General features: G+C 68.4%; 21 protein-coding genes. 4 read left to right on the top strand and 17 right to left on the bottom strand.

Annotated elements, in window-relative coordinates; translation table 11 throughout:
* Positions 1–9: 9 nt before the first annotated feature.
* From ACGFNP_RS13555 to ACGFNP_RS13620, 14 genes are all read right to left on the bottom strand, one after another.
* The gene (locus ACGFNP_RS13555) at positions 10–981 is read right to left on the bottom strand and encodes a sugar phosphate isomerase/epimerase family protein (RefSeq protein ID WP_393318107.1); all 972 of its coding nucleotides are present in this window, start codon (positions 979–981) and stop codon (positions 10–12) included.
* On the bottom strand, positions 981–1754 hold the full coding sequence (locus ACGFNP_RS13560) for a TIM barrel protein (RefSeq protein WP_393318110.1): 774 nt from the start codon (positions 1752–1754) through the stop codon (positions 981–983). The genes ACGFNP_RS13555 and ACGFNP_RS13560 overlap by 1 nt, the downstream gene beginning before the upstream one ends.
* Before the next feature lie 34 nt (positions 1755–1788).
* Complete coding sequence (locus ACGFNP_RS13565) at positions 1789–2175, bottom strand: nuclear transport factor 2 family protein (protein WP_393318113.1); 387 nt, start codon at positions 2173–2175, stop codon at positions 1789–1791.
* A gap of 2 nt (positions 2176–2177) precedes the next feature.
* The gene (locus tag ACGFNP_RS13570; RefSeq protein WP_393318116.1) at positions 2178–3014 is read right to left on the bottom strand and encodes a carbohydrate ABC transporter permease; all 837 of its coding nucleotides are present in this window, start codon (positions 3012–3014) and stop codon (positions 2178–2180) included.
* Between the two features lie 3 nt (positions 3015–3017).
* Positions 3018–3956 carry a carbohydrate ABC transporter permease gene (locus ACGFNP_RS13575; protein WP_393318119.1) on the bottom strand — a complete coding sequence of 313 codons (939 nt, stop codon included), beginning with the start codon at positions 3954–3956 and terminating at the stop codon, positions 3018–3020.
* Positions 3957–4025: 69 nt separating this feature from the next.
* Positions 4026–5315, bottom strand: coding sequence for an ABC transporter substrate-binding protein (locus tag ACGFNP_RS13580; RefSeq protein WP_393318122.1), 1290 nt, complete (start codon positions 5313–5315; stop codon positions 4026–4028).
* A 1-nt stretch (position 5316) separates the two neighbouring features.
* Positions 5317–6864, bottom strand: coding sequence for a GMC oxidoreductase (locus ACGFNP_RS13585; protein WP_393318125.1), 1548 nt, complete (start codon positions 6862–6864; stop codon positions 5317–5319).
* A gap of 7 nt (positions 6865–6871) precedes the next feature.
* Positions 6872–7261, bottom strand: coding sequence for a DUF6379 domain-containing protein (locus tag ACGFNP_RS13590; RefSeq protein ID WP_393318128.1), 390 nt, complete (start codon positions 7259–7261; stop codon positions 6872–6874).
* On the bottom strand, positions 7261–8241 hold the full coding sequence (locus tag ACGFNP_RS13595; RefSeq protein ID WP_393318131.1) for a sugar phosphate isomerase/epimerase family protein: 981 nt from the start codon (positions 8239–8241) through the stop codon (positions 7261–7263). Before ACGFNP_RS13595 ends, ACGFNP_RS13590 begins: the two co-directional genes overlap by 1 nt.
* Complete coding sequence (locus ACGFNP_RS13600) at positions 8238–9146, bottom strand: redoxin family protein (RefSeq protein WP_393318134.1); 909 nt, start codon at positions 9144–9146, stop codon at positions 8238–8240. The genes ACGFNP_RS13595 and ACGFNP_RS13600 overlap by 4 nt, the downstream gene beginning before the upstream one ends.
* Positions 9143–9526: a hypothetical protein gene (locus ACGFNP_RS13605; RefSeq protein ID WP_393318137.1), complete on the bottom strand. Its 384-nt coding sequence runs from the start codon at positions 9524–9526 to the stop codon at positions 9143–9145. Before ACGFNP_RS13605 ends, ACGFNP_RS13600 begins: the two co-directional genes overlap by 4 nt.
* Positions 9523–10527 carry a hypothetical protein gene (locus tag ACGFNP_RS13610; protein ID WP_393318140.1) on the bottom strand — a complete coding sequence of 335 codons (1005 nt, stop codon included), beginning with the start codon at positions 10525–10527 and terminating at the stop codon, positions 9523–9525. Before ACGFNP_RS13610 ends, ACGFNP_RS13605 begins: the two co-directional genes overlap by 4 nt.
* The gene (locus ACGFNP_RS13615; protein ID WP_393318143.1) at positions 10524–10667 is read right to left on the bottom strand and encodes a hypothetical protein; all 144 of its coding nucleotides are present in this window, start codon (positions 10665–10667) and stop codon (positions 10524–10526) included. Before ACGFNP_RS13615 ends, ACGFNP_RS13610 begins: the two co-directional genes overlap by 4 nt.
* A gap of 16 nt (positions 10668–10683) precedes the next feature.
* Entirely contained in the window at positions 10684–10827 is a 144-nt protein-coding gene (locus tag ACGFNP_RS13620) for a hypothetical protein (protein ID WP_393318146.1), read from the bottom strand.
* Positions 10828–11348: 521 nt separating this feature from the next.
* Between ACGFNP_RS13620 and ACGFNP_RS13625 the strand changes: the two genes are divergently transcribed.
* The 4 genes from ACGFNP_RS13625 to ACGFNP_RS13640 all read left to right on the top strand — a co-directional run bounded on the left by ACGFNP_RS13625 (position 11349) and on the right by ACGFNP_RS13640 (position 15857).
* The gene (locus tag ACGFNP_RS13625; protein ID WP_393318149.1) at positions 11349–12584 is read left to right on the top strand and encodes an ROK family transcriptional regulator; all 1236 of its coding nucleotides are present in this window, start codon (positions 11349–11351) and stop codon (positions 12582–12584) included.
* A gap of 122 nt (positions 12585–12706) precedes the next feature.
* Positions 12707–14248 (top strand): GMC oxidoreductase, encoded by a 1542-nt coding sequence (locus tag ACGFNP_RS13630; RefSeq protein WP_393318152.1) that lies wholly within the window; start codon positions 12707–12709, stop codon positions 14246–14248.
* Between the two features lie 271 nt (positions 14249–14519).
* Positions 14520–14951 (top strand): helix-turn-helix domain-containing protein, encoded by a 432-nt coding sequence (locus ACGFNP_RS13635; RefSeq protein WP_393318155.1) that lies wholly within the window; start codon positions 14520–14522, stop codon positions 14949–14951.
* Between the two features lie 474 nt (positions 14952–15425).
* The gene (locus ACGFNP_RS13640) at positions 15426–15857 is read left to right on the top strand and encodes a hypothetical protein (protein ID WP_393318158.1); all 432 of its coding nucleotides are present in this window, start codon (positions 15426–15428) and stop codon (positions 15855–15857) included.
* 582 nt (positions 15858–16439) lie between these two features.
* On the opposite strand, the gene ACGFNP_RS13645 is transcribed toward ACGFNP_RS13640, so the two are convergent.
* From ACGFNP_RS13645 to ACGFNP_RS13655, 3 genes are all read right to left on the bottom strand, one after another.
* Positions 16440–18404 carry a right-handed parallel beta-helix repeat-containing protein gene (locus ACGFNP_RS13645; RefSeq protein ID WP_393318161.1) on the bottom strand — a complete coding sequence of 655 codons (1965 nt, stop codon included), beginning with the start codon at positions 18402–18404 and terminating at the stop codon, positions 16440–16442.
* Between the two features lie 567 nt (positions 18405–18971).
* On the bottom strand, positions 18972–19406 hold the full coding sequence (locus ACGFNP_RS13650) for a VOC family protein (protein ID WP_393318164.1): 435 nt from the start codon (positions 19404–19406) through the stop codon (positions 18972–18974).
* A gap of 242 nt (positions 19407–19648) precedes the next feature.
* Positions 19649–20431 (bottom strand): DUF899 domain-containing protein, encoded by a 783-nt coding sequence (locus ACGFNP_RS13655; RefSeq protein WP_358337756.1) that lies wholly within the window; start codon positions 20429–20431, stop codon positions 19649–19651.
* Positions 20432–20683: the final 252 nt, after the last annotated feature.

Genomic DNA, 20683 nt, shown 5'->3' on the forward strand with positions numbered 1-20683 from the left:
CGGCGCGGCTCAGCGGTAGATCCGGGACAGGACGTGCTCGGCGTACCAGCGCGAGATGGCGGTGCTCTCGGCGTAGTCGCCACCTGCCTTGTTGGCCTTGTCGTGCTCGACGCTGATCCAGCCGCGGTAGCCGTTGTCGCGGACGGCGCGCATCATCGCCTCGAAGTCGACCAGGCCCTCGTCGGTGCCCATCTCGTAGAACCACTTGTCCGTGGTGGGCGCCATGATCTCCGAGTCGGGCCGGTGCCGGTGATCGTCGCCTCGCGCCTGATCACGGGTGTCCTTGAAGTGGAACCCGGTGACCCGGTCGGCGTGTGCGGTGTAGAAATCGACCGGGTCGACCGAGGCGATGCAGTGCTGCGCGGTGTCGACGAAGAGGTTGACGTAGCGCGGATCGGAGCCGGCGTAGAACAGGTCGAGGTCCGGGCGGCTCTGGATGCCGCAGAAGAACTCGTGATGACAGGTGAGCTTGACCCCCCACTGCAAGGTGATCTCGCCGACGGCGTTCCACAGGTCCGCGGTGGTCTTGATCTTGTCCGGTGTCACCGGTTCCATGTCGTAGTAGAGCGTCGCCGGCATCACGATGATGTTGTCGAGCTGGATGCCCGACCAGCGGTCCATGGTGACCCGGAAGTCCTCCAGGATCGCGGCGTGCGTCTCGGGGACATGTGGCGCATAGCTGCGCGGGTCGTAGTCGGCGGCGTGGAAGGTGTTGACGATCCGTTCCAGGCCGTGCTCCTGCACGAACTCCTGGTAATTCGCGACCGATCCGTAGTCACCCATGATCTGCCAGAAGCGGAAGTCGAAGGTGTCGATCGCGTCGAAGCCGGAGGCCTTGATCTGCTTGAGGAAGCGGCTCATCGAGGCCCGGTCGTACCACTGGTCGATCGGACCGGCCGGGCCCGCGGAGCGCCAGTGGTCCATGTAGCTCCACTTGATCGCGCGCTCGCCGGCCGCGGGCTCTGTCGCCGGAGCACTCATCAGGCGCCGGCCGCGATCGAGGTGATGTAGGCGACCGAGGCCGCCGACTCGGTGGCCGGATAGTACTCCAGGCCGATCGGCCCGTCGTACCCGCTGCTGCGCAGGCCGGCCAGCCGGGCCGGCCAGTCGATGGCGCCGGTGCCGGGCTCGTGCCGGCCGGGGTGGTCGGCGATCTGCACGTACTGGATGACGTCGGCGGCCGCGGCGAGCTCGGCGTCGACGTCCTCGCCCTCTACGGTGGAGTGGTACAGGTCGTAGAGCACGCCGAAGTTGGGCGAGCCGACCCCGCGGGCGATGTAGGCCGCCTCGCCGGTGCGGTCCAGCAGGGCACCGGGGTGGTCGACCCGGACGTTGACCGCCTCGAGGACCAGCGTGATGCCGGAGCCGCTGATGTGCTCCACGCCTTTGGTGAAGATCTCGATCAGCTCGTCGAGCTGGTCCTGGCGCTTGCGCCCGCCGAACCCGGTCCCGCTGCCGACCACCAACCGCGGGCAACCGAGCTGCTGGGCGACCTCGACCCCCGCGTCGAGCCCGCTGAAGAACGGCTCGTGGTTCTTCGGCGGGATCATGAACTGCACCCGGGGCTCGGCGAGCTGGGCGACCAGGGCGACGCCGGTCTCGGTCAGCGCGTCGCGCAGGGCGGAGATGTCCTTGCCGGTCGGTCCCCACATCTCGACGGCTTCGAAGCCGGCGGCGGCCGCCGCACGAACCCGGTCGTGCGCTTCGCCCGCCTCGCCGAACAGCAGGTCGATGTTGGGCGCAAGTTGGTACATCAGTGAATTCCTCTTCGGATCGGACGCGGGCGCGTCAGAACATCGGATGGTCGTGGACCGGATTCGTCGGCACGGGCTGCAACACGTCCCAGTGCTCGACGATCCGGCCGTTCTCGAATCGGTAGATGTCGGCGACGGCTGCCGGCTGGTTCCCGGGCCGGGTCGCCTTGACATGGACCATGGCCAGGTCGCCGTCCACGAGGATCCGCTGAACCTCGAATCGCGCGGCCGGGGAGCCGTCGAACTTGGGGGTCAGTGCCGCGACCGCCGCCTCCGGGCCATCGGCGATGGTGGGGTTGTGCTGCCGGTAGTCGTCAGCAACGAGGAACGCGAAGGCGTCGGCCACCCGCTTCTGCGTGTAGAAGAGGTCGACGAAGCGCTCGAAGGCGGCCCGGTTCGCGTGGCTTGTATGATCGCTCACGATCAGCCCTTGAGCCCGCCGGCGAAGCCCTGGATGAACCGTTTCTGGGCAATCAGGTAGAAGGCCAGGATCGGGATCATTGACAGGATCACGATGGCGAAGATCTGGTTCCACTGCGAGACGAGCGAGCCGATGTAGTAGTACATCGCCACCGGCAGCGTCTGCTGGTCCGATCCGCCGAGGAAGATCAGCGGCGTGAAGAAGTCGTTCCAGACGATCAGTCCGGCCAGGATCGCGACCGTGCCGGTGGCCGGAGCCATCAGCGGAAGCACGACCCGGAAGAAGATCTGTCCTGGGCCGGCGCCGTCGATCGCCGCCGCCTCCTCGTAGTCCGTTCCCAGACCGCGGAAGAAGCCGGCATAGATGAACACGGACAGCGGCAGCAGCAGGCCGCCGTAGAGCACGATCATGCCGGGGGCCGAGCCGGTCAGATGCAGAGTCCGCGCACCGATGTAGAGCGGGACCGTCCCGAGCTGGATCGGCAGCACGATGGCGACCAGGAACAAGAAGAACAGGCCCCGGCTCCAGCGGCGGGTGCTGCGGGCGATCACGTACCCGGTCAGCGAGCCCAGCAGCACCAGCACGACAATGCTGCCGGTGGTGATGAACAGGCTGTTGGCCAGTCCCACCTTGATGTCAGACTCGCCGCCGGCCGACAGCACATGGGTGAAGCTCTCCAGCGTCGGCGACTTCGGCGGCGCCAGCGCGGAGGTGCTGAAGACCTCGCTGTCCGGCTTCAGCGCGGTGGCGATCAGGACGTAGAACGGCGCCAGATAGACCACGGCGAGGAGCCAGAAGCCGATCTCCCGCAGGGCGGACAGTTTCGTGTAGCGGAACATCGGTCACACCTCCGAACGGCCCTGGACGACACGCTGCTGGATCACCGCGAAGACCAGGATGATGACGGTCAGGATCAGGGCCAGGGCCGCGCCGTAGCCGAAGTTGCCGAGGCTGAAGGCCTGCTTGTAGACCTCGGTGGCCAGGGTCGCGCTGGCGTTGGCGGGGCCGCCGCCGGTGAGGGCGAGGATCTGGTCGAAGATCCGAAGCCCGTTCACCAGCCCGAGCGTGGTGGCGATGGCGATCGCGGGCCGCAGGCACGGCAGAATCACGTTCCAGGTCCGCTGCCACAGGTTGGCGCCGTCGATCGCGGCCGCCTCCTCGACCTCCACCGGGACGGAGGCCAGCCCGGACATGTAGATGACCATCGCGAACCCGGTGTTCTGCCAGACGACCACCAGCAGAACCGCCCACAGTGCCCAGGTGGGGTCAGCCAGCCAGGGCCGGACCAGGCCGTCCAGGCCGATGCCGGACAGGATCGCGTTGAGCGGGCCGTCGAGCTGGAAGATGAACTTCCAGATGTACGAGGTGGCGAGCGGGCTCAGCACCACCGGCATGAAGAACAGTGTCCGCAGGATGTAGCGGGTCTTCAGCACGCGGTTGAAACCGATGGCCAGCACCAGCCCGGCCAGGTTGCTGAGGATCACCGACCCGAACGCCAGCACCAAGGTGTTCTTGAGCGCTGTGAGCTTGGTCGGGTCGTCGAAGATGCGCTGGAAGTTGCGCAGGCCGACCCATTCGAACGAGCCGATCCCGGTCCAGTTGGTGAAGGCGAACGACCCGCCGACTCCGGTCGCGCCGTAGTGCATGGCGATCACCAGCAGCGCGCCCGGCAGCGCCCACCACCAGCGTCCGAGAGTGTGGACCGCCCGCCTCTCGCCGCCGGAGCGGCGGCGAGAGCGGTCTGCCGACTCGGGCGGGGGTGGCTGCACGGCGGTGGTCATCGGATCTCCCGTCGGTATCTGCGTGGCAGTCATCTGGTCCCCAGTCGAGTCAGCGTTCGGTCGGTTAGATCACTGGTCCCAGGCGGTGTCCATCGCCTTGAGGACCTTGTCGACGGTGGACTGCCCGGTGAGCAGGCCCTGGACTCCGGTGCCGAGCGCGTCGTACACGCCTGCGCTTTTCCAACCGGAGTTGGGCAGCGGGGTGTAGTCGCCCTTCTTCAGCAGGTCGGCCACGTCGGCGTAGATCGTGGTGGAGAGATCCTGCTGCTGGAGCCCGCTGATGGGCAGGCCACCCGAGGCCTTGGCGAACAGGCTGGCCTGGGCCGGATCGGCCAGCCAGTCGATGAACGCCTTTGCGGCCTCCTTCTTCTGGGACGCGGCGTTGATCGACAGCGAGTAGGTCGCGCTGGCAACGCCGAAGGCCTTGCCGTCAGCGGTCGCGGGCGGGAACGCTTCGGCCACGAACTTCTGCTGCGGAGCCGCCTTCTGCAGTTCCGAGGCCGAGCCGAGCGGGCCGAAGAACGACACCGAGGTGCCCTTGGCCATGTTGTTGGTGATCGCGTCGAAGCCGGCGCCCTCGGCGCCCTTCTGGAAGCAGCCGGCCTTGTTCAGGTCGACGATGGTCTGCAGCGTGTCCTGCCAGCCCTTGGTGCCGGCGAACGTGGTCTTGCCGCCGGCTCGCTTGGTGTTCCAGTCGGGGTCATCGGCGTAGACCCGGGTCGCCGAGATGATCAGGCTGGTGATCCCGGCGTTGGGCACCGTGGCCCCGGCCAGCACGAACAGCGCCTTCCCTGCGGTGGCGGCCTTGGTGCAGGCGGCCTTCACCTCATCAAGGCTCTTCGGGGCGGCGGTCAGGCCCGCGGCCTGCGCGGCCACCGTGTTGTAGACCAGGCCGACATAGGAGATGCCCAGCGGCTCGCCGTACGTCGTGCCGTTGAGCTGGAAGAGGCTTTCGCTGCCGGACGGGATGGTCTTGGTCACGGCGTCACTGAGCGGTTCGAGGAACTTGGCCTCGGCCAGCGGGACGACGCTCCGCGACTGGCCCGAGCCGCCCTCGGTCTCGATCACGTCGGCGGCGTTGCCCGCCTGGAGCTGGGTACGGATCGAGTCCCCGTAGGTGTCGTTCGGTTTGCCCTCAAGCTTGATCGTGATGTTCGGGTTCGCCGTCATGTACTCCTTGGCCAGAACCTCGAACGGGCTCTGGATGTTGTTGGACTTGGCGTACGTGAGCGTGAACTCGGTCTTGCCGCCGGAACCCGAGCCGGAGTCCGAGGAGGAGGAGGAGGAGCAGCCGGCCAGCGCGAGAGCTACGACGGCCGCCGACACCAGGAACTTCCCCGTGTGGAGGTGATGGTTCATGTCAGCCCTTCTGACGTCGTTGTTGAGGCATCGACAAGCCAAGGCACGCACCCGCGAGGTCGGCGGCCAGCGCCGCGGCCCCGCGGACCGCGATCGCGACGCTGGTCAGCGTGGGGTTGCACGAGTTCGCCGTCGGGATGAGCCCATTGCCCGCGAGGACCAGGCCGGAGACACCCCAAACCCGCGACTGCGGGTCGCAGACGCTGGTGCCGTCGTCGACGGGGCCCATGCGGACCGTGCCCATGTAGTGCAGCGAGCTGCCGGCTGGCATGACCTTGGGCATGCCGTCGACGAACTCGCCGAGCGCCGCGGCCGCACGGGCCTGGTGGCCGCGGGCCCGCTCGAGCTCCGCCTTCTCGCGGTCCGTCAGCTCGTAGGCGATCCGGATGCCGGGCAGGCCGTTCTCGTCCGGGTCGTCGTCGGCGAAGACGAGCCGGTCCTCCGGTCGTGGCCATTTGCGCACGCCCCACCCCATGCCGACGTAGCCGGCGGAGTTGTTCCGGTGGCGGCTGTCCGCCGGCAGCGGTACCGGGCAGATCGGGCTGAACAGCAGCTGCGCGTGGTACGGGTGCCGCCCCTCGTCGAAGCCGATGGAGATGATCGCGCGGATCGGATCGACGGGCGTGACCGCGTCCTCGTCCTCGTCCACGGGGACGGTGCCCGGGCGCAGGGCGACGACTCCGAACAGCAGCGGGTGCTCGGTCAGGTACCGGCCCAGCGCCGGGGGGCGGATGCCGGAGGCCCACAGCAGTTGGGGGGTGCGGATCGCGTCGGCCGCGACGACCACCGCGTCGGCGCGGACCTCCTCCTCGGCGCCGGTCCGCTGGTCGCGCAGGACGGCGCCGACGACCCTGTCGCCGTCGTGGAGCAACCGCACGCACAGCGTCTCGGGCCGCAGTGTGAAGCGCGGATCGTCGAGCGTCGGACCGAGGACGACGTCCGTGCCGCTCCATCGCAGCGTGCCGTCGGGCCGGGAATCGGCGGCGACCGGGAGCGGCCGGACGGCGATCCCGTCCGGGGCGAATTCGGCGCCGAGCAGTTCGAGGATCGCGGCGGCCTGCGGCGAGTCGCCGAACGCCGTGCTGGTGACGTGGAGCAGCCGTTCGGCCGCGGCGATGTGCTCCTCCCACTCGGCCGGGTCGATGAAGCCGATCCGCTCGCTGCCGACCGGCCGGGGCGTGGCACACGTCCAATGCACACCCTGCCCGCCGACGCACGTGGCCGCGGCGGCGGCCGGCATCCCGGCGGAGCCCTCGGCGGCGCGCCCGATGAGGTGGGTGCCCTGGCGCGCGGTGATGGTGCCTTCGACAACGACGCCGCCGGGGATGCCGGACACGCCGCTCTCGGCGGACCGGCCCTGGGACGCGCGCCGGGCAGCGGCCTGCTCGTCCGGGTCGGTGAGGTTCTTGACGTTCATACCCGGTGGAGTCGAGACGACCGGCCCGGCTTCCACCATGAGCACGGAAATCTCGCGGACGGTCTCCAGCAGGCGGCGGGCATAGGTGGCGCCGGTCGGGCCGCTGCCGACGATCAGCACGGTGGCGGTCATGGGGCTCCTATCCAGCGGCCAGCGTGAGCCGCTTGCGGTCGCGGCCGCCGCCGGGCACGGGCATGTACGAGATGCGCAACCGGACGACGACCGAGAGGTCGTGCTCGCCCGATGCGAGGGGCTGGTCGGTCTCGAACGCGAGCCGGGCCCGTTCGCCCATCTCCCAGCGGTCGTCGGTGACGTCCGGCAGCCGGTCGAACGTGTAGGTGTTGCCGTGCACGGTGAACGTGGTCCGCTCGGCCGGAACCGGCGTCCCGTCCAGGACGACGTCGACGGCCTCGACCATCGACAGCGTCAGACCGCGGTAGTACGGCATCCGCACCTCGACGACGCCGCCGGGACGGCCGTCGTCGCGGTGTTGAAGGCTTTCGTCGCAGACGATGTACTTGTCGAACATCAGGCCTCCCCAAGAAGTCGGGCGAACATGGCGTGCTGGCGGCGGACCTGCTCGACGCTGTCGACCGGATAGGCGTCCTGGATGTGCCGGTTGCCCTCGTACTCGCTGGACAGGTAGCCGTCGAAGCCGCCCTCGACGAGCAGCGGAACGATCTCGTCGTACGGGATCGAGTACTCGACGCCGTCGTCGGTCATCTCGTAGAACTTGGCCTGGATGTGCCCGATGAGCGGCATGTACGACAGCATCAGCTTCGGGTCGGACCAGATGTAGTGGGTGGCCTGCCGGGCCAGACCGAAGTCGACCGGCCCGCCGCCGCGGTAGTTCACGATGTCCATCAGCGCATGTGAGTCGCCGTGGTCGTCGTAGGTTTTCACGATCAGGTCGACGAGCTCGGGCTTGGCGCCGTCGCGCAGCGCCCGTTCGCTGACGACGCGCGGGAAGCGCCGTACGTAGGTGCCCATGTCGGGCATCAGGCCGAGGGCCGGCGTGTCGAGCCGGTGCATGACCTCCAGGTGCTGCTCGATCCACGGGTGCGAGTAGTGGAACGGCGCGTGCACCTCCAGCAGCAGCCGTACGCCCTTCTCCTCGGCGTACGGCGCGGCGGCTTCCATGACCTCCGGCGGTGTGTTGATGATCGCCCGGATGACCGTCGCGCCGAGCCGCACCGCGATGTCGATGTCGCGGTGAACGGAGGCGACCTGCTCCTCGAGGGTCAGCCAGCGGCCCGGGTACAGCTTGGTGTCCAGGAACAGGTCGGTCGCTACCGGTGTGGTGTCGTACTTGTGCATCCAGCCGAACCAGGCGTCGACGAACTCGTCGGTGAGGTGCGGGTAGCCGGGGATCGACTGCTCCGGGATGATCTCGATTCCTCGGGCGCCGATGCCGGCGGCGGCGCGGATGCAGTCCTCCAGCGACATCGTCCGGAGGAAATACTCCTCCTGGAACGAGTAGAGGCTGACGCCGCGCTGGATGGTGCTCATGCGGTCCTCGTTTCCGTGGAATCTGTCCGGGGTTTGCGGGGATCCACCCAGTGCGGCAGGTCCCAGGGGCGGGCCAGTGCCTCGCGCAGCCGGGCGGCGAGGTCGTCGTGGTCGGGCAGCGGCGAGCTCCGGCCGTCCGGACGGGTGTAGACGCGGCAGGCCAGCGCCGGTGGTGTCGCGGCGGGGAACAGGTCGACGCGGCCGACCTGGAAGGTCGGTGAGCCGGGAAAGCCGAGCCGCTGTGCCTCGTCCCTGGTGCGTACCTCGCGTTCGAGCACGCGCACCTCGTCGCGGCCCAGCTCGGTGAGCGTGTCCTGCAGCAGGTCCGCCGCCTGCCCGTGGGTGGGGCAGCCCTGCCACCACAGCAGTTCCACCCGCCACTTGATCGAGCACCCGGCCGGCGAGGTGAGCGGCCGGGCGACCTCGCGGCCGGCGAGCATGTCGTCGAGGGCGTCGCGCAGCCACCGCGCGTCGTGCGCCGGGTCGTCGTGGTCGCCGTCGGGCGCACCGTGGTAGCGCACGACGTTGTCGCGGTCGATGACGAAGACCTCGGGGGTCGCGGTGGTGCCGTACGCGCGGGCGGCCGACTGGTCGGCGTCGCGCAGGAACGGCCCGGCCAGCTCGCCCGCCGCGACCCGGGCGGCCATCGCCGCGACGGAGTCCTCGGGGTGGTCGGTCTCGTCGTTGCTGACCACCTGCAGGACGGCGATGTCCCGGTCGGCGTACTCGCGCGCGACGGCCTGGATGCGGTCGTGCCAGGCGCGGGCGAACGGGCAGCCGTTGGCGGTGAACACGACGACGGACGCGGCGTGTCCCGCCGGTTGGAGGCGGACGAGCGTCCCGTCGGTAGCGGGCAGTTCGATCGGCGGGGCGGGGTCGCCCACAGTGAGCCGGTGTGCGGTCATGGGATGGTGAACTCCGTTCGGACGACCGCGCGCTGCACGAGCGGTACGCCGGCGGCCTGCTGGATGTAAGGGATGCGGACCGCGATACCGACCTCGATCGGCACGACGGTCCCTGGCCGGGCGGGCGCATCGAGCGTGACCTCGAGCGAGTCACGGAGGTCCCAGGCGGCGTCGCTGCGGCCGGCCTCCTCGAGCCGGCCGGTGAAGCCGGGGACCGCGATCGACCTGATCGCGACGCGGACGCCGTCGACGGCGACGTCGATGGATTCGATGCAGGAGATCGGCAGCGAGCGGTACCACGGCAGGTGTACCGCCACGGCCAGTTGCCCGTCCCGGGCGGTCAGCGCGTCGGGGCGGATCATGCCCTCGGTCATCGTCATGCGGTCACCGCCGTCGGGTGGTCGGCGAGTTCGGACAGCACCGCGAGGTGCGCGCGGGTGACGGCCAGCGGGTCGGCGTCGGCACTGTCGAGCAGCTCGTGACCGCCCCACTCGCTGACCACGGCGCCGCGGTAGCCGGCGTCGGTGAGCGCCGCGAGCCACGCGCCGTGCGTCGCGCGGATCGTGTCCACCGCCGGGTCCCAGAACTTCGCGTGGGCGTGACGGACGGCCGGGAGGACATGCGCCCAGTCGGCCGGCTGCGAGCGGCCGCAGCGGCCGAGAACCCCGGCGACCAGGTTGGCCAGGATCGCCTCGTCGCGGTGGCCGGCCACGGCGGCCAGGGCCGTGCCGATCCGACCTCCGATCGGTCCGTCGCCGTCCCACGCGCGGTAGACGGCCCGCACGGCGTCATCGGGAAGGTCGGCGCGGCGCAGCGCGGCGCCGAACGCGGCCGGCAAGGCGGGCGTGGTCAGGCTGAAGTCGACGGTGAAGCCGAGATGTAGGCTGCCGGACTCCTCCCGCAGCGCAAGGATGTCCACAATCGGTGGGGCGTCGGGCGGTGTCGCGCCCTGGATCTCGAACGTGAGCACCACACCGAGCCGGTCTGCCTCGGCGAGGACCCGGCGCAGGAGCGCGGGCCGCATGCCGAGCGTGGCGCGTACGACGCCGAATCCGAGCCGGGCCGCGACCTCCAGCTGCGGCCGGATGTCAGCGAACGCCTCATCGGTGGTCATCGGGAGGCCCGGGCGGCGGTACAGGTCGGTATAGACGCCGAGCGCGACGGGTCGCAGGCCCAGCCGGTCGATCGCGTCGCGGAAGGCCCGTTCGTCCGCTGTGGACAGTGCTGGGAAGCCACGCCACGCCTGATGTCCGATGACCTCGATCGCCGGACCGCAGCCGGCATCGGCGACGCGTTCCAGCAGTGTCACCGCGTCGGCGCCGACGCGCCACAGCGGCGTCAGCGAGAACATCGTCGTCCCCAGCGTCAGGTCGGCACTCACGGCATGACCTCGACCCACTGCGACGTCCGCGACGAAACCGGCACGGCGTCGCGCAGGCCGTCGGCGCCCGCTGCGGCGTCGACGCGCCGGTTGTCGCCGGCGGAACGGACGGCACGGGCGTGCACCACGCGATCGGCCATGGTTGAACTCCTTGGGTTACTTCATGCCGCCAGCGAATCCCTGGATGAGCTTCTTCTGGGCGAGCAGGTAGACGGCGAGGATCGGCGGCATCGAGTCGATGACGATCGCGTACATTTCGTTCCACGCGGAGACCGGCGAACCGGTGGTGTGTTTGGTCATGGGAGGCCTTTCGTGGCGATCCCAGGTAACCGGACGATGGGGACGAAAGGGTTCTGACTGCCACGGTCCGGACGGTCCGTGACATTGTTGTGCAGATGGGGCTGCCACCCATGCTTCTGCCTGCTACCGGAAAAAGTCAATGTCCTGCGAGCCAAAGATGAGTTATGCGTAACATCAGCGCAATCTATGGTGGCGTGGCGCGGGCAAAGGTCCGGCGAGGGCGCGCTGTGTAGCGAACTTCATCCACTGATCGTCATAAGGGCGCTCCGCACCGGCCGGCTTGGGAGGACGGGATCGACGGCCTGGTGGACTTCCGGACGGTGACCCGAGCCCTGTGGACCGTGGGTTAATCTGGCTAGGCTAGATCGCGTTCGAAAGCGATCAGGGCCTACGCCCCGCCGCCGGTGCCCTGCTGGGCGGCTACCTCATGTACCGCGAGCTGCACCCGGTCGTCGATCGGGCCGAGGCGACGGCGAAACTGGCCCAGTCAATACGTCGAGCACATCGTCGGAGACTCATCTGTGCTGAGTGAGCGCTTCATCTCGCTGGCCGCTGTTCTGGACGCTGTCCGGGACGGCGAGGGCATCACCCAGGCGACGCTCGTCGAGCGAACAGGGCTCGGCCGAAGCATCGTGGCACAACGCGTCGCCGAACTGGAGGCTGCTGGGCTGGTCGCCTCGGATGGCCTCGGCCCGTCGACCGGCGGGCGGGCGCCCCGACGGCTACGGCTACGCGCGGAGGCAGGATTCGTCCTGGGCATCGACATCGCGTCGAACGAGTTGACGGCCGGCATCGCCGACCTCGCCGGGACCCTGCACGGTACGAGCCACGAGCACATCGACCTGGACAGTGGGCCGGAGGCCGTCCTGGCCACGGCGGAGCGCATGTCCAACGTGCTCATGGAACAAGCCGGCGCGCGGGCAAGGATCCGGTCGGTCGCGCTTGGCCTGCCCGAACCGGTCGCGTTCACCAGCGGATCACCGGTCGCGCTGCCGACGATGCCCGACTGGGACCGCTACCCCGTCCGGGAGCGGCTGGCCTCCCTGTCCTCGGCCCCGGTATGGATGGACGACCGCGTCAACCTCCTGGCGCTCGGCGAGCGGCGCGTCAACCCGGAGGCCGGGCGGTCTGAGCACATGCTCTACATGGGCGGCGGCGCGAGCCTCGGTGCCGCTGTCGTGATGGACGGCCGACTCTACCGGGGTGCGCGGGGCCTGGCCGGTGCGATCGGGCACATGACCGCCCCGCAGGCGAACGAGGTCATCTGCCGGTGCGGGAAGGTCGGCTGTCTCGATACCGTCGCCGGCGGTGCGGCGCTCGCCCGGGACGGTCGGTTGTTCGCGGACACCGGGCAGAGTCCGGCGTTGGCCGCGGTTCTCGCGGACACCGGGGCTGTCCGACCGATCGACATCACGCGGGCCGCGGACAACGGAGATCCCGCGGCCCGGGCGCTGCTCAACAGGGCGGCGACGACAATCGGTGGCGGCCTCGCCGCGCTGGTCAACGCGTACAACCCCGACCTCGTGATCATCGGCGGCGGGATCGCCCGCGCCCGCGAGCATGTGCTCGGTCCCATCAGGCAGTCCATCCGCCAACACGCGCTTCCCGCAGCGACGCAAGGCTTGCGGATCGAGCTGTCCGCAGTGGACGAGGAGATCGCGGGGGTCATCGGAGCCGTGCAGTTCGCCCTGGACCAGCTGTTCTCTCCGGCGCACCTGGCCACCATACTGAGCGCGGCCCAGGCCCAGAGCACATAGGCGACGCTGATACCGCCTATCAGCACTTGCAGGCCCGCCATCGATTGACTTTCTCCACTCATCGGAAGAAGCTGAGCTCGCCTGAAATGTGAGTCCAGCCGACGCAAAGGTGGAAGGTGCCGATGAGTGAGCCGTACGACGTCGTCATCATCGGGTCCGGTCCGGTGGGCACAGCGGTCGCTCGCGAGTTGGCGGATACCGACCCGGCGCTGCGGTTGATCGTCCTTGAGGCCGGGCCCACCCTGGACGACCCGCCGGGTGGACACGTCAGAAACATCGCCGACCCCGATCAGCGCAACCGCGCGCTGGCCGATCTCCCACCTGGCGCGGACCCGATGCCTGGCGGAACCGCGGCCCGGCCCGGCACCGCTCTGGTCGGAGCGCCGGCGATGCCGAACGCGGCCATCTCCACGAACGTCGGGGGCATGGGCGCGCACTGGACAGCGGCGTGTCCGCGGCCGGTCGACGACGAGATCCCCGACGCCCTGGACGCTGACATCCTCGACAAGGCGCTGGGCCGAGCCGAGGAACTCCTCGCCGTCACCACGCACGCCTTCGACCGTGCCCCGCTGATCGGAGCCATCCAGGAACTGCTCGGCGCGTTGTTCGACCGGCCGGACCGCCGCCCGGTGGGACCGATGCCCGTTGCGGTCACGGTGGAGGACGACGGCGCGTTGCACTGGACGGGCCCCGCGATCATTGCCGGCGACCTGTGGCAGCGGCCGAACACCACTCTGCGCACCAGTGCGCTGGCCACGCGCATCCGGCTCGACGGCAACCGTGCGACCGGGGTGGAGCTTGTCAGTCTGGCCACCGGCGAGCGGGAGTTCCTCGGCGCCCGCGCCGTCGTGATCGCCGCCGACGCCTTCCGGACTCCGAGGCTCCTGTGGGTGTCCGGTGTCCGTCCCGCGGCGCTCGGCCGCTACCTCACCGAGCATCCCCAGATCATGGCCGCCTCCCTCTTGGACGAGAAGTACATCCCCGACGACGCGCCCGTCGACGTCCACCTACCGGTCTCGGCAGCCGTCACCCCGGGCAGCGGCGCCATCGTGCCTGTCTCCGGCGTTTCCTGGGTGCCCTACGCCCCCGACCGTCCCTTCCACGGCCAGATCATGCAGATGGATGCCTCACCGGTACCGCTGGACCCGGGCGTCACCGTCCGGCCAGGTCAAGTCATCGGCCTCGGCTGGTTCTGCCGCAAGGAACTCTCACCCGACAACCGGGTCTGGTTCGATGAGGACACCGCCGACGAGCACGACCTGCCGGCGATCCGCATCGACTACCGGCTGAGTCCGGCCGACCGGGTCGCGATCGCGACCGCGACCGAGGAGGTCCGCGCCGTGGCGCAGGCGCTCGGACGACCGCTCGGCGAGCCGTTCCTCATGCCGGCCGGCAGCTCGCTGCACTATCTCGGGACGACCCGTATGGGCCGCGTCAACGACGGCACCAGCGTCTGCGACCCCACCGGCCGGGTCTGGGACACCGACAACCTCTACGTCGGCGGCAACAACGTGATCCCCACCGCGACCGCCTGCAATCCCACCCTGACCGCCGTGGCCCTGGGCGTCATCACCGCCCGCGCCGTACGCGAGCAGCTCCGGACCGATCATTCGTTGAGTAAGGAACACCGTGCCTCGCACCTTGTTCACCGGTCAGTGGGCTGACCTACCGTTCGAGGAGGTCGGCCGACTGGCCTCTGCCTGAGGCTACGACGGCCTGGAGATCGCCTGCTGGGGCAATTGGTGACCGACGAGACGCTGGTCGCCGCAGTGCGCGTCGTTTGCGCTCTCGCGCAAGCTCATCGCCCAAGTCGCCAGATTCGATGTGCAACAACCGCAATTCGGCCAGCCTTTATGACGCCTTGCATCGAATACGGAAGGCTATTCTTGCTTTTTGCTTATGGACGCCAGTCTGTCGGCTCCGTATGGTCCATCCATGACCCAAGTCAGGGGACACTGGCGTAGAAACGCTAATGGCACGCTAAGTTGGGTACGAGCGCATTCCCGTGGCGCGGCAGCCGCAGGAGGGGCCGGGGGGATCCTCCTCGTCATCGGATTGTTCGTATGGGGAGGAATTTCGAATTCAGCCAGTAACGACGTTCGGCAGCCCCAGGTAACCGTGACCCGCAGTCCGTTGAGCCCTGCGCATGCACAGTTGGTCGAGGCCCTACGAGCTGCACGGCAGCGTTCTGGGCTCTCGCTCGAAGGCGCTGGTAGGCGTGCTGGCGTGTCCGCCAAAGAGGTCTCCGACATCGAGACGGGCTTGCTGGTTCCCACGCCAGATGACGTCACCGGCCTTAGCAATGCGTATCAGCTCTCACCAGATGAATGGACGAGCCTGGTGATTCTCCAGTCATCGGTCCATTAGCTCGAGCGTCACGTTCGCCATTCAAACATCGGGCAGATGTTCGATGTTTGCGCACTGCCGGGACGAACATGGCGTAAGGGCAACGAACATGTTCTGTAAAGCCGTCGGCTCAGCCTACGCAAGTTCGATTCCACGGCGTACTCCAGCACGTTGTGGAGGACGGCCCGCTTCCACTTGACGGTGTTGGCGCCCGCTTTCGTCCTGTCCGGGCACAACGCCAGGGCATCGAGCGCCGGGCGTCTCCCTGGTCAGAGCCGGAAGGGCCGTGGAAAGGGCGTCGGACATGCTGTCGCGGCTCTTGGACGCCGCGTGCAGCTCCGCAGTGGCGATGGCGCTGATCGTCACGCCCTCCAGGTCCCCTCAACCTGGTGGCGAACAGGCTGCTTGACGGGCAGACAATCTCGATTTTACAGAGTATTGGGATGGCCGATACGGTTGATTCGGTCAAGATCTTTGCTCTTATGAGGTTGAAGCATGTACCGCAAGAAGCTCACATCCGTTCTGCTCAGCTCCGCCGCCACGACGGCCATGCTGCTGACTCCGGCAACCGCAGCTTCCGCACAGGCAGGCACCGCACGGACGAGCACGGAGACCGCCGGGACGAAGGCCACCACCGCGTCGGCTCGAGCCGGGGTCGAGCGCGACAGCATCCGTTGCTCCAAGCCCAGAGGCAAGTGGGCCAACTACTCGTGGGGTGAGGGCAACACGAGCGCCACCATCTACTTCAACAACCACTGCAGCCACAAGGTCAGCGCCAAGATCATGTTCGTGAGGAAGGGCTCGGTCGGCGACAAGGCCGCCAAGTACCGTTGCATGACGGTCAACGCCCACACCAAGGGCAAGAAGAAGTTCTACGCCGCTGTCTACAAGCCGTATTCCGTCACCCGCGTCGCGCGCTGCAGCTGAGCCGGCCGGCCGTGCCCAGTGGGGGCTTGATCCGGAGTCGCCACGGCCAATGCGCGGCCAAGCTGAGGGCTCCCCGGAGATGATCTAGGCTGGGCGCCTCGATCTACGACCAAGTGGCGGCCCTCGTGCTCCCGTTACCGGCGATTCCCCCGCGCTGGGGGTTGTCCTTGTTGACCCTGGCGGCGCTGGCGGCTCCCGCCTCGCGTACCGCCTGGTGGGACTTCCCCGAAGAGCCGGTCTACTACTGGACGGGCTCTGCCTGCCCTTTGAGCGGTGAGCCGCCGGTCTTTACGGATGTCGGCTGGCTGGTAGAGATCAGCTGGGCAACCGTGTCCGCGGAGATCAACGGTTGGCCCACCGCGGTGATGGCGCTCGGTCTGAGTGCGACTATCGCCTTTCGGCGAAGGCGGGGCGCCATCGCTGGGTGGATGACTGCGGCGTTCATCTGTGGGATTGCGCGGACAAGCCGCAGGGCTCCGGAGTTCATGCGGAGTCCTGCGGCTTGTCCGGGCGAGATCGTCTCAGGAAGGCGGGCGGAGCCGCCGGCACCGGGCTCGCGTTCTTCAGGTCTTTTGCTTGAAGCTACCCGGTACGGATTGCCAGATCATCGATCTGGAACGCCGGCCCGGCGGTGCTCGCGTTCCAGACAAAGGTCCAGTCGACGCGGGTCGTGCCCGCGGGCGCGGTGAACGTGCCGGCCGCTTCGGTCCAGGCGGTCTTCTGGGCCAGGGAGATGGCGTCGGTACGCAGCACCGTGCCGGACTCGTCGCGCCACCGCACATTCCACGTGACGGCAGGCATGGTCGCCACGGCCTCCCGGTACCACAGCGACACGCGGTAGCTCGTACCGGCGACCACACCGCTGTATCCGGGGAAGTTGTCAAGCTGCACCGCGCTGCCAGACGCCTGGCTGCTGGTCATCTGCAGCGAGCCTGTGCCACCATGCGCGCCGCCGGTCTGGTGCGCCAGACTGGCCCCGTACCACGGGGTGTAGGGCGAGGTCGTCGAGGACTCGAAGTCCTGCTCGGTGATCGACGGCGGGACGGGCGTGCCGCCGTCGAACGTGCTGCCGGCGTCCTGGCCGTACTGGGGGCCGACCCACTGCCCGGGCGCGATGCGAGTGCCCATGTCGGTGACCCTGAACTGCCACGGTCCTGTGTAGGTGTTGTCGTGCCAGGAGTTGTTCGACTCGTGGACGATCGACTGCTGGATCACGGCGCCCTTGTACGGGGACCAGGCTGGGTAGGTGCCCCAGTTGGACAGCAGGGCCATGTGCCCGCAGTACTGCGTCGGGCAGCCGCCGTTGACGGCACTGGGGTCGAAGGCGAACGTGTTGTGGTGGATGTCGACGTTCTTCGTCCACCAGCGGCAGTTGGTGTAGAGCGGCTCGCTGGCGATGGTAGGATCCGAGCACTGCGAGGTGTTGGTCGGCCCGACGATCAGCGTGCAGTCGCTGGTCGTCGAGGCTGGGCTGTTGCAGAACCGGTCGGCGTTCGCCCACGCGGTGATCCCGCCCCAGTTGTTCTCCAACCGGTTGCCGGTGATCTCGATCTTGCTGGTCCGCGCTTTCACGCGGGGCTCACCATCCGCCTCGGACAGGTAGATCGCCGCTTCGGGGAACGGGTCGCCCTTCGTTGCCCGCTCTGAACCGGAGGCCCAGGCGTTGCCGCGGATAGTGTTGTTCCGGATCACGGCGTTGTAGCTGATCTCGTAGAAGATCGCGAGCGAGTCGTTGCTCTCAATGAGGTTGTTCTCGATGAGGAAGTCGTTGTTGTTGGTGTCCGCCCAGACCCCCGGCCCGTGGTTGCCGTGGACCCAGTTGCCGGTCACGTCGGCACCGTTCACCGCCCAGAACTTCATCCCGCCGGTACATCCGCACCCAGGGATCTGGTGCTCCCAGTCCTCGGTGTTGTTGCCGGTGAACTCGTTGTCCGCCACAACCAGGCCGGTGATGGTGTTGCCGGCTTTGTACGCGTTCAGTCCGTACTGCCCGTTGTCCTTCAAGCAGTTGCCACGGATCTTGTTCGTGGCCCCGGCCATCAGCCCCGCACCGGAGTTGTCACGGATCGTGTTGTGCTCCACGACCCAGCCGTCGCCGGAGTCGTGGTTGACCACACCCTGATCGTGCGGTGCGACGAACCCGGTGATGGTCAGGTACTGGATCGTGACGCCGATCGCCCCCTGAGTGAACGCGAACAGGTTCCGCCGCTGCCCGTCCAGTACCGCGCCGGGCGCGCCGATGAACGTCGCGCCGGTGCCGGGCATGATCTGGGAGTACTGGTCGGTGCCCAGCGTGTGCGTGCCGGTCTCGAAGTAGTACGTGGTGTTCGCCTTGCGTAAGTCCACGCCGCTGTTGTCGCCCGCAGGGACCACGACCGCGCCGGCGGGCGGTGTGGTCGGGCCGTTCAGTGACGAGCTGCCGCAGACCGCTGCCGTTGCCGTCGTCGAATTGGTTGCCGAATCGACCGCGTCGCCACTCGCCGGCGTCGCGCCGCTCATGACAATCGTGGCGAGGGCCACCAACGCCACCGGCCAGGTTCTTCGCATTCCTGTTCTCCTCCCGATTTTTGGCCAGCCTTAACTGCATTTGACTGCTGGCCGTCGCCACTGTAACCAGCTCGCGTCGGCCCTTAAGATCAAACGCTGAAAGAGGGCTGCGGGCGGATGCCGGCGTCCTGAGGATCAGGGTCAGCGACAGACATCACCGTCCCTGAGATGTCCTCGCACCATCGGCGTTCCCCTGTATGGCGTGGGCGAGGCAGGCTCCGTACCAGGCTCTGTCGCAGGCCAGGCCTGCGTAACCGGCCGTCGAGGAGGCCCACGGCGGCGAGGGTGACCACGACGACCGCCAGCGCGGGCCACGGGTCGACATCGAGCCTGCGCAGGACCACAACCGTCGTCAGTGCCGCGACCACGACCACCCACGTGATGCGAGGCGTGTCGACCACCTCGTGGCCGGCACGTCATTGCCGCTGCCTGACGTGGTCACGAGATGCGGGCTGGGCTCGGTCGAAACCCTCCGCCGGACGTTCGTGCGGCGGTACGGAATCCCGCCGTCGCAGTACCGCGCCATTCACATCGCTTCGGCCGGTCTCCCCAGTCCACGAAAGATCGCTAGAGGTCGCCGAAATCAGGAAGGGTGATCGAACCGTCCTCGGCGAGGGGGAACCCGGGATTGTGCGCGATCTCCCAGGCGTGGCCATCCGGATCGACGAAGGCACCGGAGTAGAACCCAATCGCGTTGATGGTCGCGGGCTTGGTGATGGTCCCACCAGCCCGCTCCACTGCCGCGAGCAGAGCATCGACCTCCACATCGGACCGGACGTTGTGTGCCAGGGCGATCCCGCCGAAACCGACCGCCGGCCCAGGCTCCAGGCCGCAGTCCTTCGCGAGTTTGTCGCGACCCCACAGGATCAGTCCTAGGCCGCCGGCCTGGAAGAAGACGGTCTCCTCGACTTCTTGCCCCCGCCAGCCCAGGGCCTCGTAAAAGCCCTTGGCGCGAGCGAGATCGGAGACCCCCAGCGTGATCAGAGTGATTCGCTGTTCCATGCGATCACGCTACTCCCCCCGATGATGCCAACCACGCCCTTCTGACCTGGTGGCAGGCATGACGTCGGGAAATGGGGACGGCCATCGCGTGAGCCTTCGAGTGCGCAGTTCAAGATCGAAGGAGAACAGGGCGATGGCCGTGGACAACAGTGTGACGCCCGCGCAGCGGCCGGCGAGGCAGATCGAGACCGATGATCCGGACATGTTGCGATCTATTGTCAAGATCATGACCGACGTGCCTGTCAGTGGTGGTGGTCGTGCCGGCCGAGGGTCTCCACGGGGGTCGCGCCGGGGCGGGTCCACTGCGGCACGGGGCGGCTGGTCGGGCCCCAGGTGGCGTTCCCGTCCGCGTCCGAGCGCCAGTACCAGCACGGGTGGCGCCCCTCGGGCCAGCCCTCGGGCTTGTCCTCCCACGCTTCGCCACGGCCGTAGGGCGTCATGTCGAGCAGGCTGAAGGACCCGGCGACCGCCTCGTTGCCACGGCCCGTCGTGGAGTAGGTGAGGAACACGCGGTCGCCGTCGCGCAGGAAGCAGGTGAGGTAACCCATGCTGCCGCCGACCGGAGCATCCACGTCGCGCACCGAGTACCAGGGCTGGGTGTAGCCCATGAACTCGACGTAGGAGACCACCTCGTCCCACGGGCCCGTGGTCAGGATGGCGAACGAGACACCGCGGGCGTTGAGGTAGACGGCGTCCTTCAGGTGCCAGGCCACGGTGGTGCAGCCCTCGCACTGCCCCTGGTGCGGCGCGCCGTCGTGCCACATGTGCTTATAGACCACGAGCTCGTCGCGGCCCTGGAACAGGTCCAGGAACGGGACCGGGCCGTCGGGTCCGACGACCTCGACCGTCCCGTCGAGCTCCACCATCGGCAGCCGGCGGCGGGCCGCGGCGATGGCGTCGCCCTCGCGGGTGTGGGCCTTCTCGCGGACCAGGAGCTCGTCGCGGGCGGCCTGCCAGGTGGCCAGGTCGACGATGGGCGGGCGGCCGGGCAGCGCGGTGGTCGGGTCATTCGGCGTGGTCGTCATGGTGTCCTCCGTGGTGTTCTCGTGCCGGACAGCGTCGTGCGACGCCCTTCGACGGTCAGCTGAACAGACCCGCGACCCGGCCGAAACTCATCGCGCGTGCCACCGAGCCCCTCGCGGGGCGCCCTCGACCCAGCTGACCAGCCCGTTGACCGTGCGGTGTGGTGTCAGCGGCCGTGTCAGGGCAGCGACGGTCCGGTATCAGAGCGGTCGGCGATGGTTGACCCATGAACGGTTCAGCGATCGCGGCCAAGA

The sequence above is a fragment of the Nonomuraea sp. NPDC049269 genome, assembly GCF_043197155.1.
GTDB lineage: Bacteria > Actinomycetota > Actinomycetes > Streptosporangiales > Streptosporangiaceae > Nonomuraea.

Bases quoted from the DNA above. Each gene is read 5' to 3' on its own strand.
- ACGFNP_RS13580 (WP_393318122.1), bottom strand. From the start codon at position 5,315: ATGAACCATCACCTCCACACGGGGAAGTTCCTGGTGTCGGCGGCCGTC.
- ACGFNP_RS13650 (WP_393318164.1), bottom strand. From the start codon at position 19,406: ATGGAACAGCGAATCACTCTGATCACGCTGGGGGTCTCCGATCTCGCT.
- ACGFNP_RS13560 (WP_393318110.1), bottom strand. From the start codon at position 1,754: ATGTACCAACTTGCGCCCAACATCGACCTGCTGTTCGGCGAGGCGGGC.
- ACGFNP_RS13590 (WP_393318128.1), bottom strand. From the start codon at position 7,261: ATGTTCGACAAGTACATCGTCTGCGACGAAAGCCTTCAACACCGCGAC.
- ACGFNP_RS13585 (WP_393318125.1), bottom strand. From the start codon at position 6,864: ATGACCGCCACCGTGCTGATCGTCGGCAGCGGCCCGACCGGCGCCACC.
- ACGFNP_RS13615 (WP_393318143.1), bottom strand. From the start codon at position 10,667: ATGGCCGATCGCGTGGTGCACGCCCGTGCCGTCCGTTCCGCCGGCGAC.
- ACGFNP_RS13605 (WP_393318137.1), bottom strand. From the start codon at position 9,526: ATGACGATGACCGAGGGCATGATCCGCCCCGACGCGCTGACCGCCCGG.
- ACGFNP_RS13555 (WP_393318107.1), bottom strand. From the start codon at position 981: ATGAGTGCTCCGGCGACAGAGCCCGCGGCCGGCGAGCGCGCGATCAAG.
- ACGFNP_RS13600 (WP_393318134.1), bottom strand. From the start codon at position 9,146: ATGACCGCACACCGGCTCACTGTGGGCGACCCCGCCCCGCCGATCGAA.
- ACGFNP_RS13630 (WP_393318152.1), top strand. From the start codon at position 12,707: ATGAGTGAGCCGTACGACGTCGTCATCATCGGGTCCGGTCCGGTGGGC.
- ACGFNP_RS13655 (WP_358337756.1), bottom strand. From the start codon at position 20,431: ATGACGACCACGCCGAATGACCCGACCACCGCGCTGCCCGGCCGCCCG.
- ACGFNP_RS13575 (WP_393318119.1), bottom strand. From the start codon at position 3,956: ATGACCACCGCCGTGCAGCCACCCCCGCCCGAGTCGGCAGACCGCTCT.
- ACGFNP_RS13620 (WP_393318146.1), bottom strand. From the start codon at position 10,827: ATGACCAAACACACCACCGGTTCGCCGGTCTCCGCGTGGAACGAAATG.
- ACGFNP_RS13595 (WP_393318131.1), bottom strand. From the start codon at position 8,241: ATGAGCACCATCCAGCGCGGCGTCAGCCTCTACTCGTTCCAGGAGGAG.
- ACGFNP_RS13645 (WP_393318161.1), bottom strand. From the start codon at position 18,404: ATGCGAAGAACCTGGCCGGTGGCGTTGGTGGCCCTCGCCACGATTGTC.
- ACGFNP_RS13570 (WP_393318116.1), bottom strand. From the start codon at position 3,014: ATGTTCCGCTACACGAAACTGTCCGCCCTGCGGGAGATCGGCTTCTGG.
- ACGFNP_RS13640 (WP_393318158.1), top strand. From the start codon at position 15,426: ATGTACCGCAAGAAGCTCACATCCGTTCTGCTCAGCTCCGCCGCCACG.
- ACGFNP_RS13635 (WP_393318155.1), top strand. From the start codon at position 14,520: ATGACCCAAGTCAGGGGACACTGGCGTAGAAACGCTAATGGCACGCTA.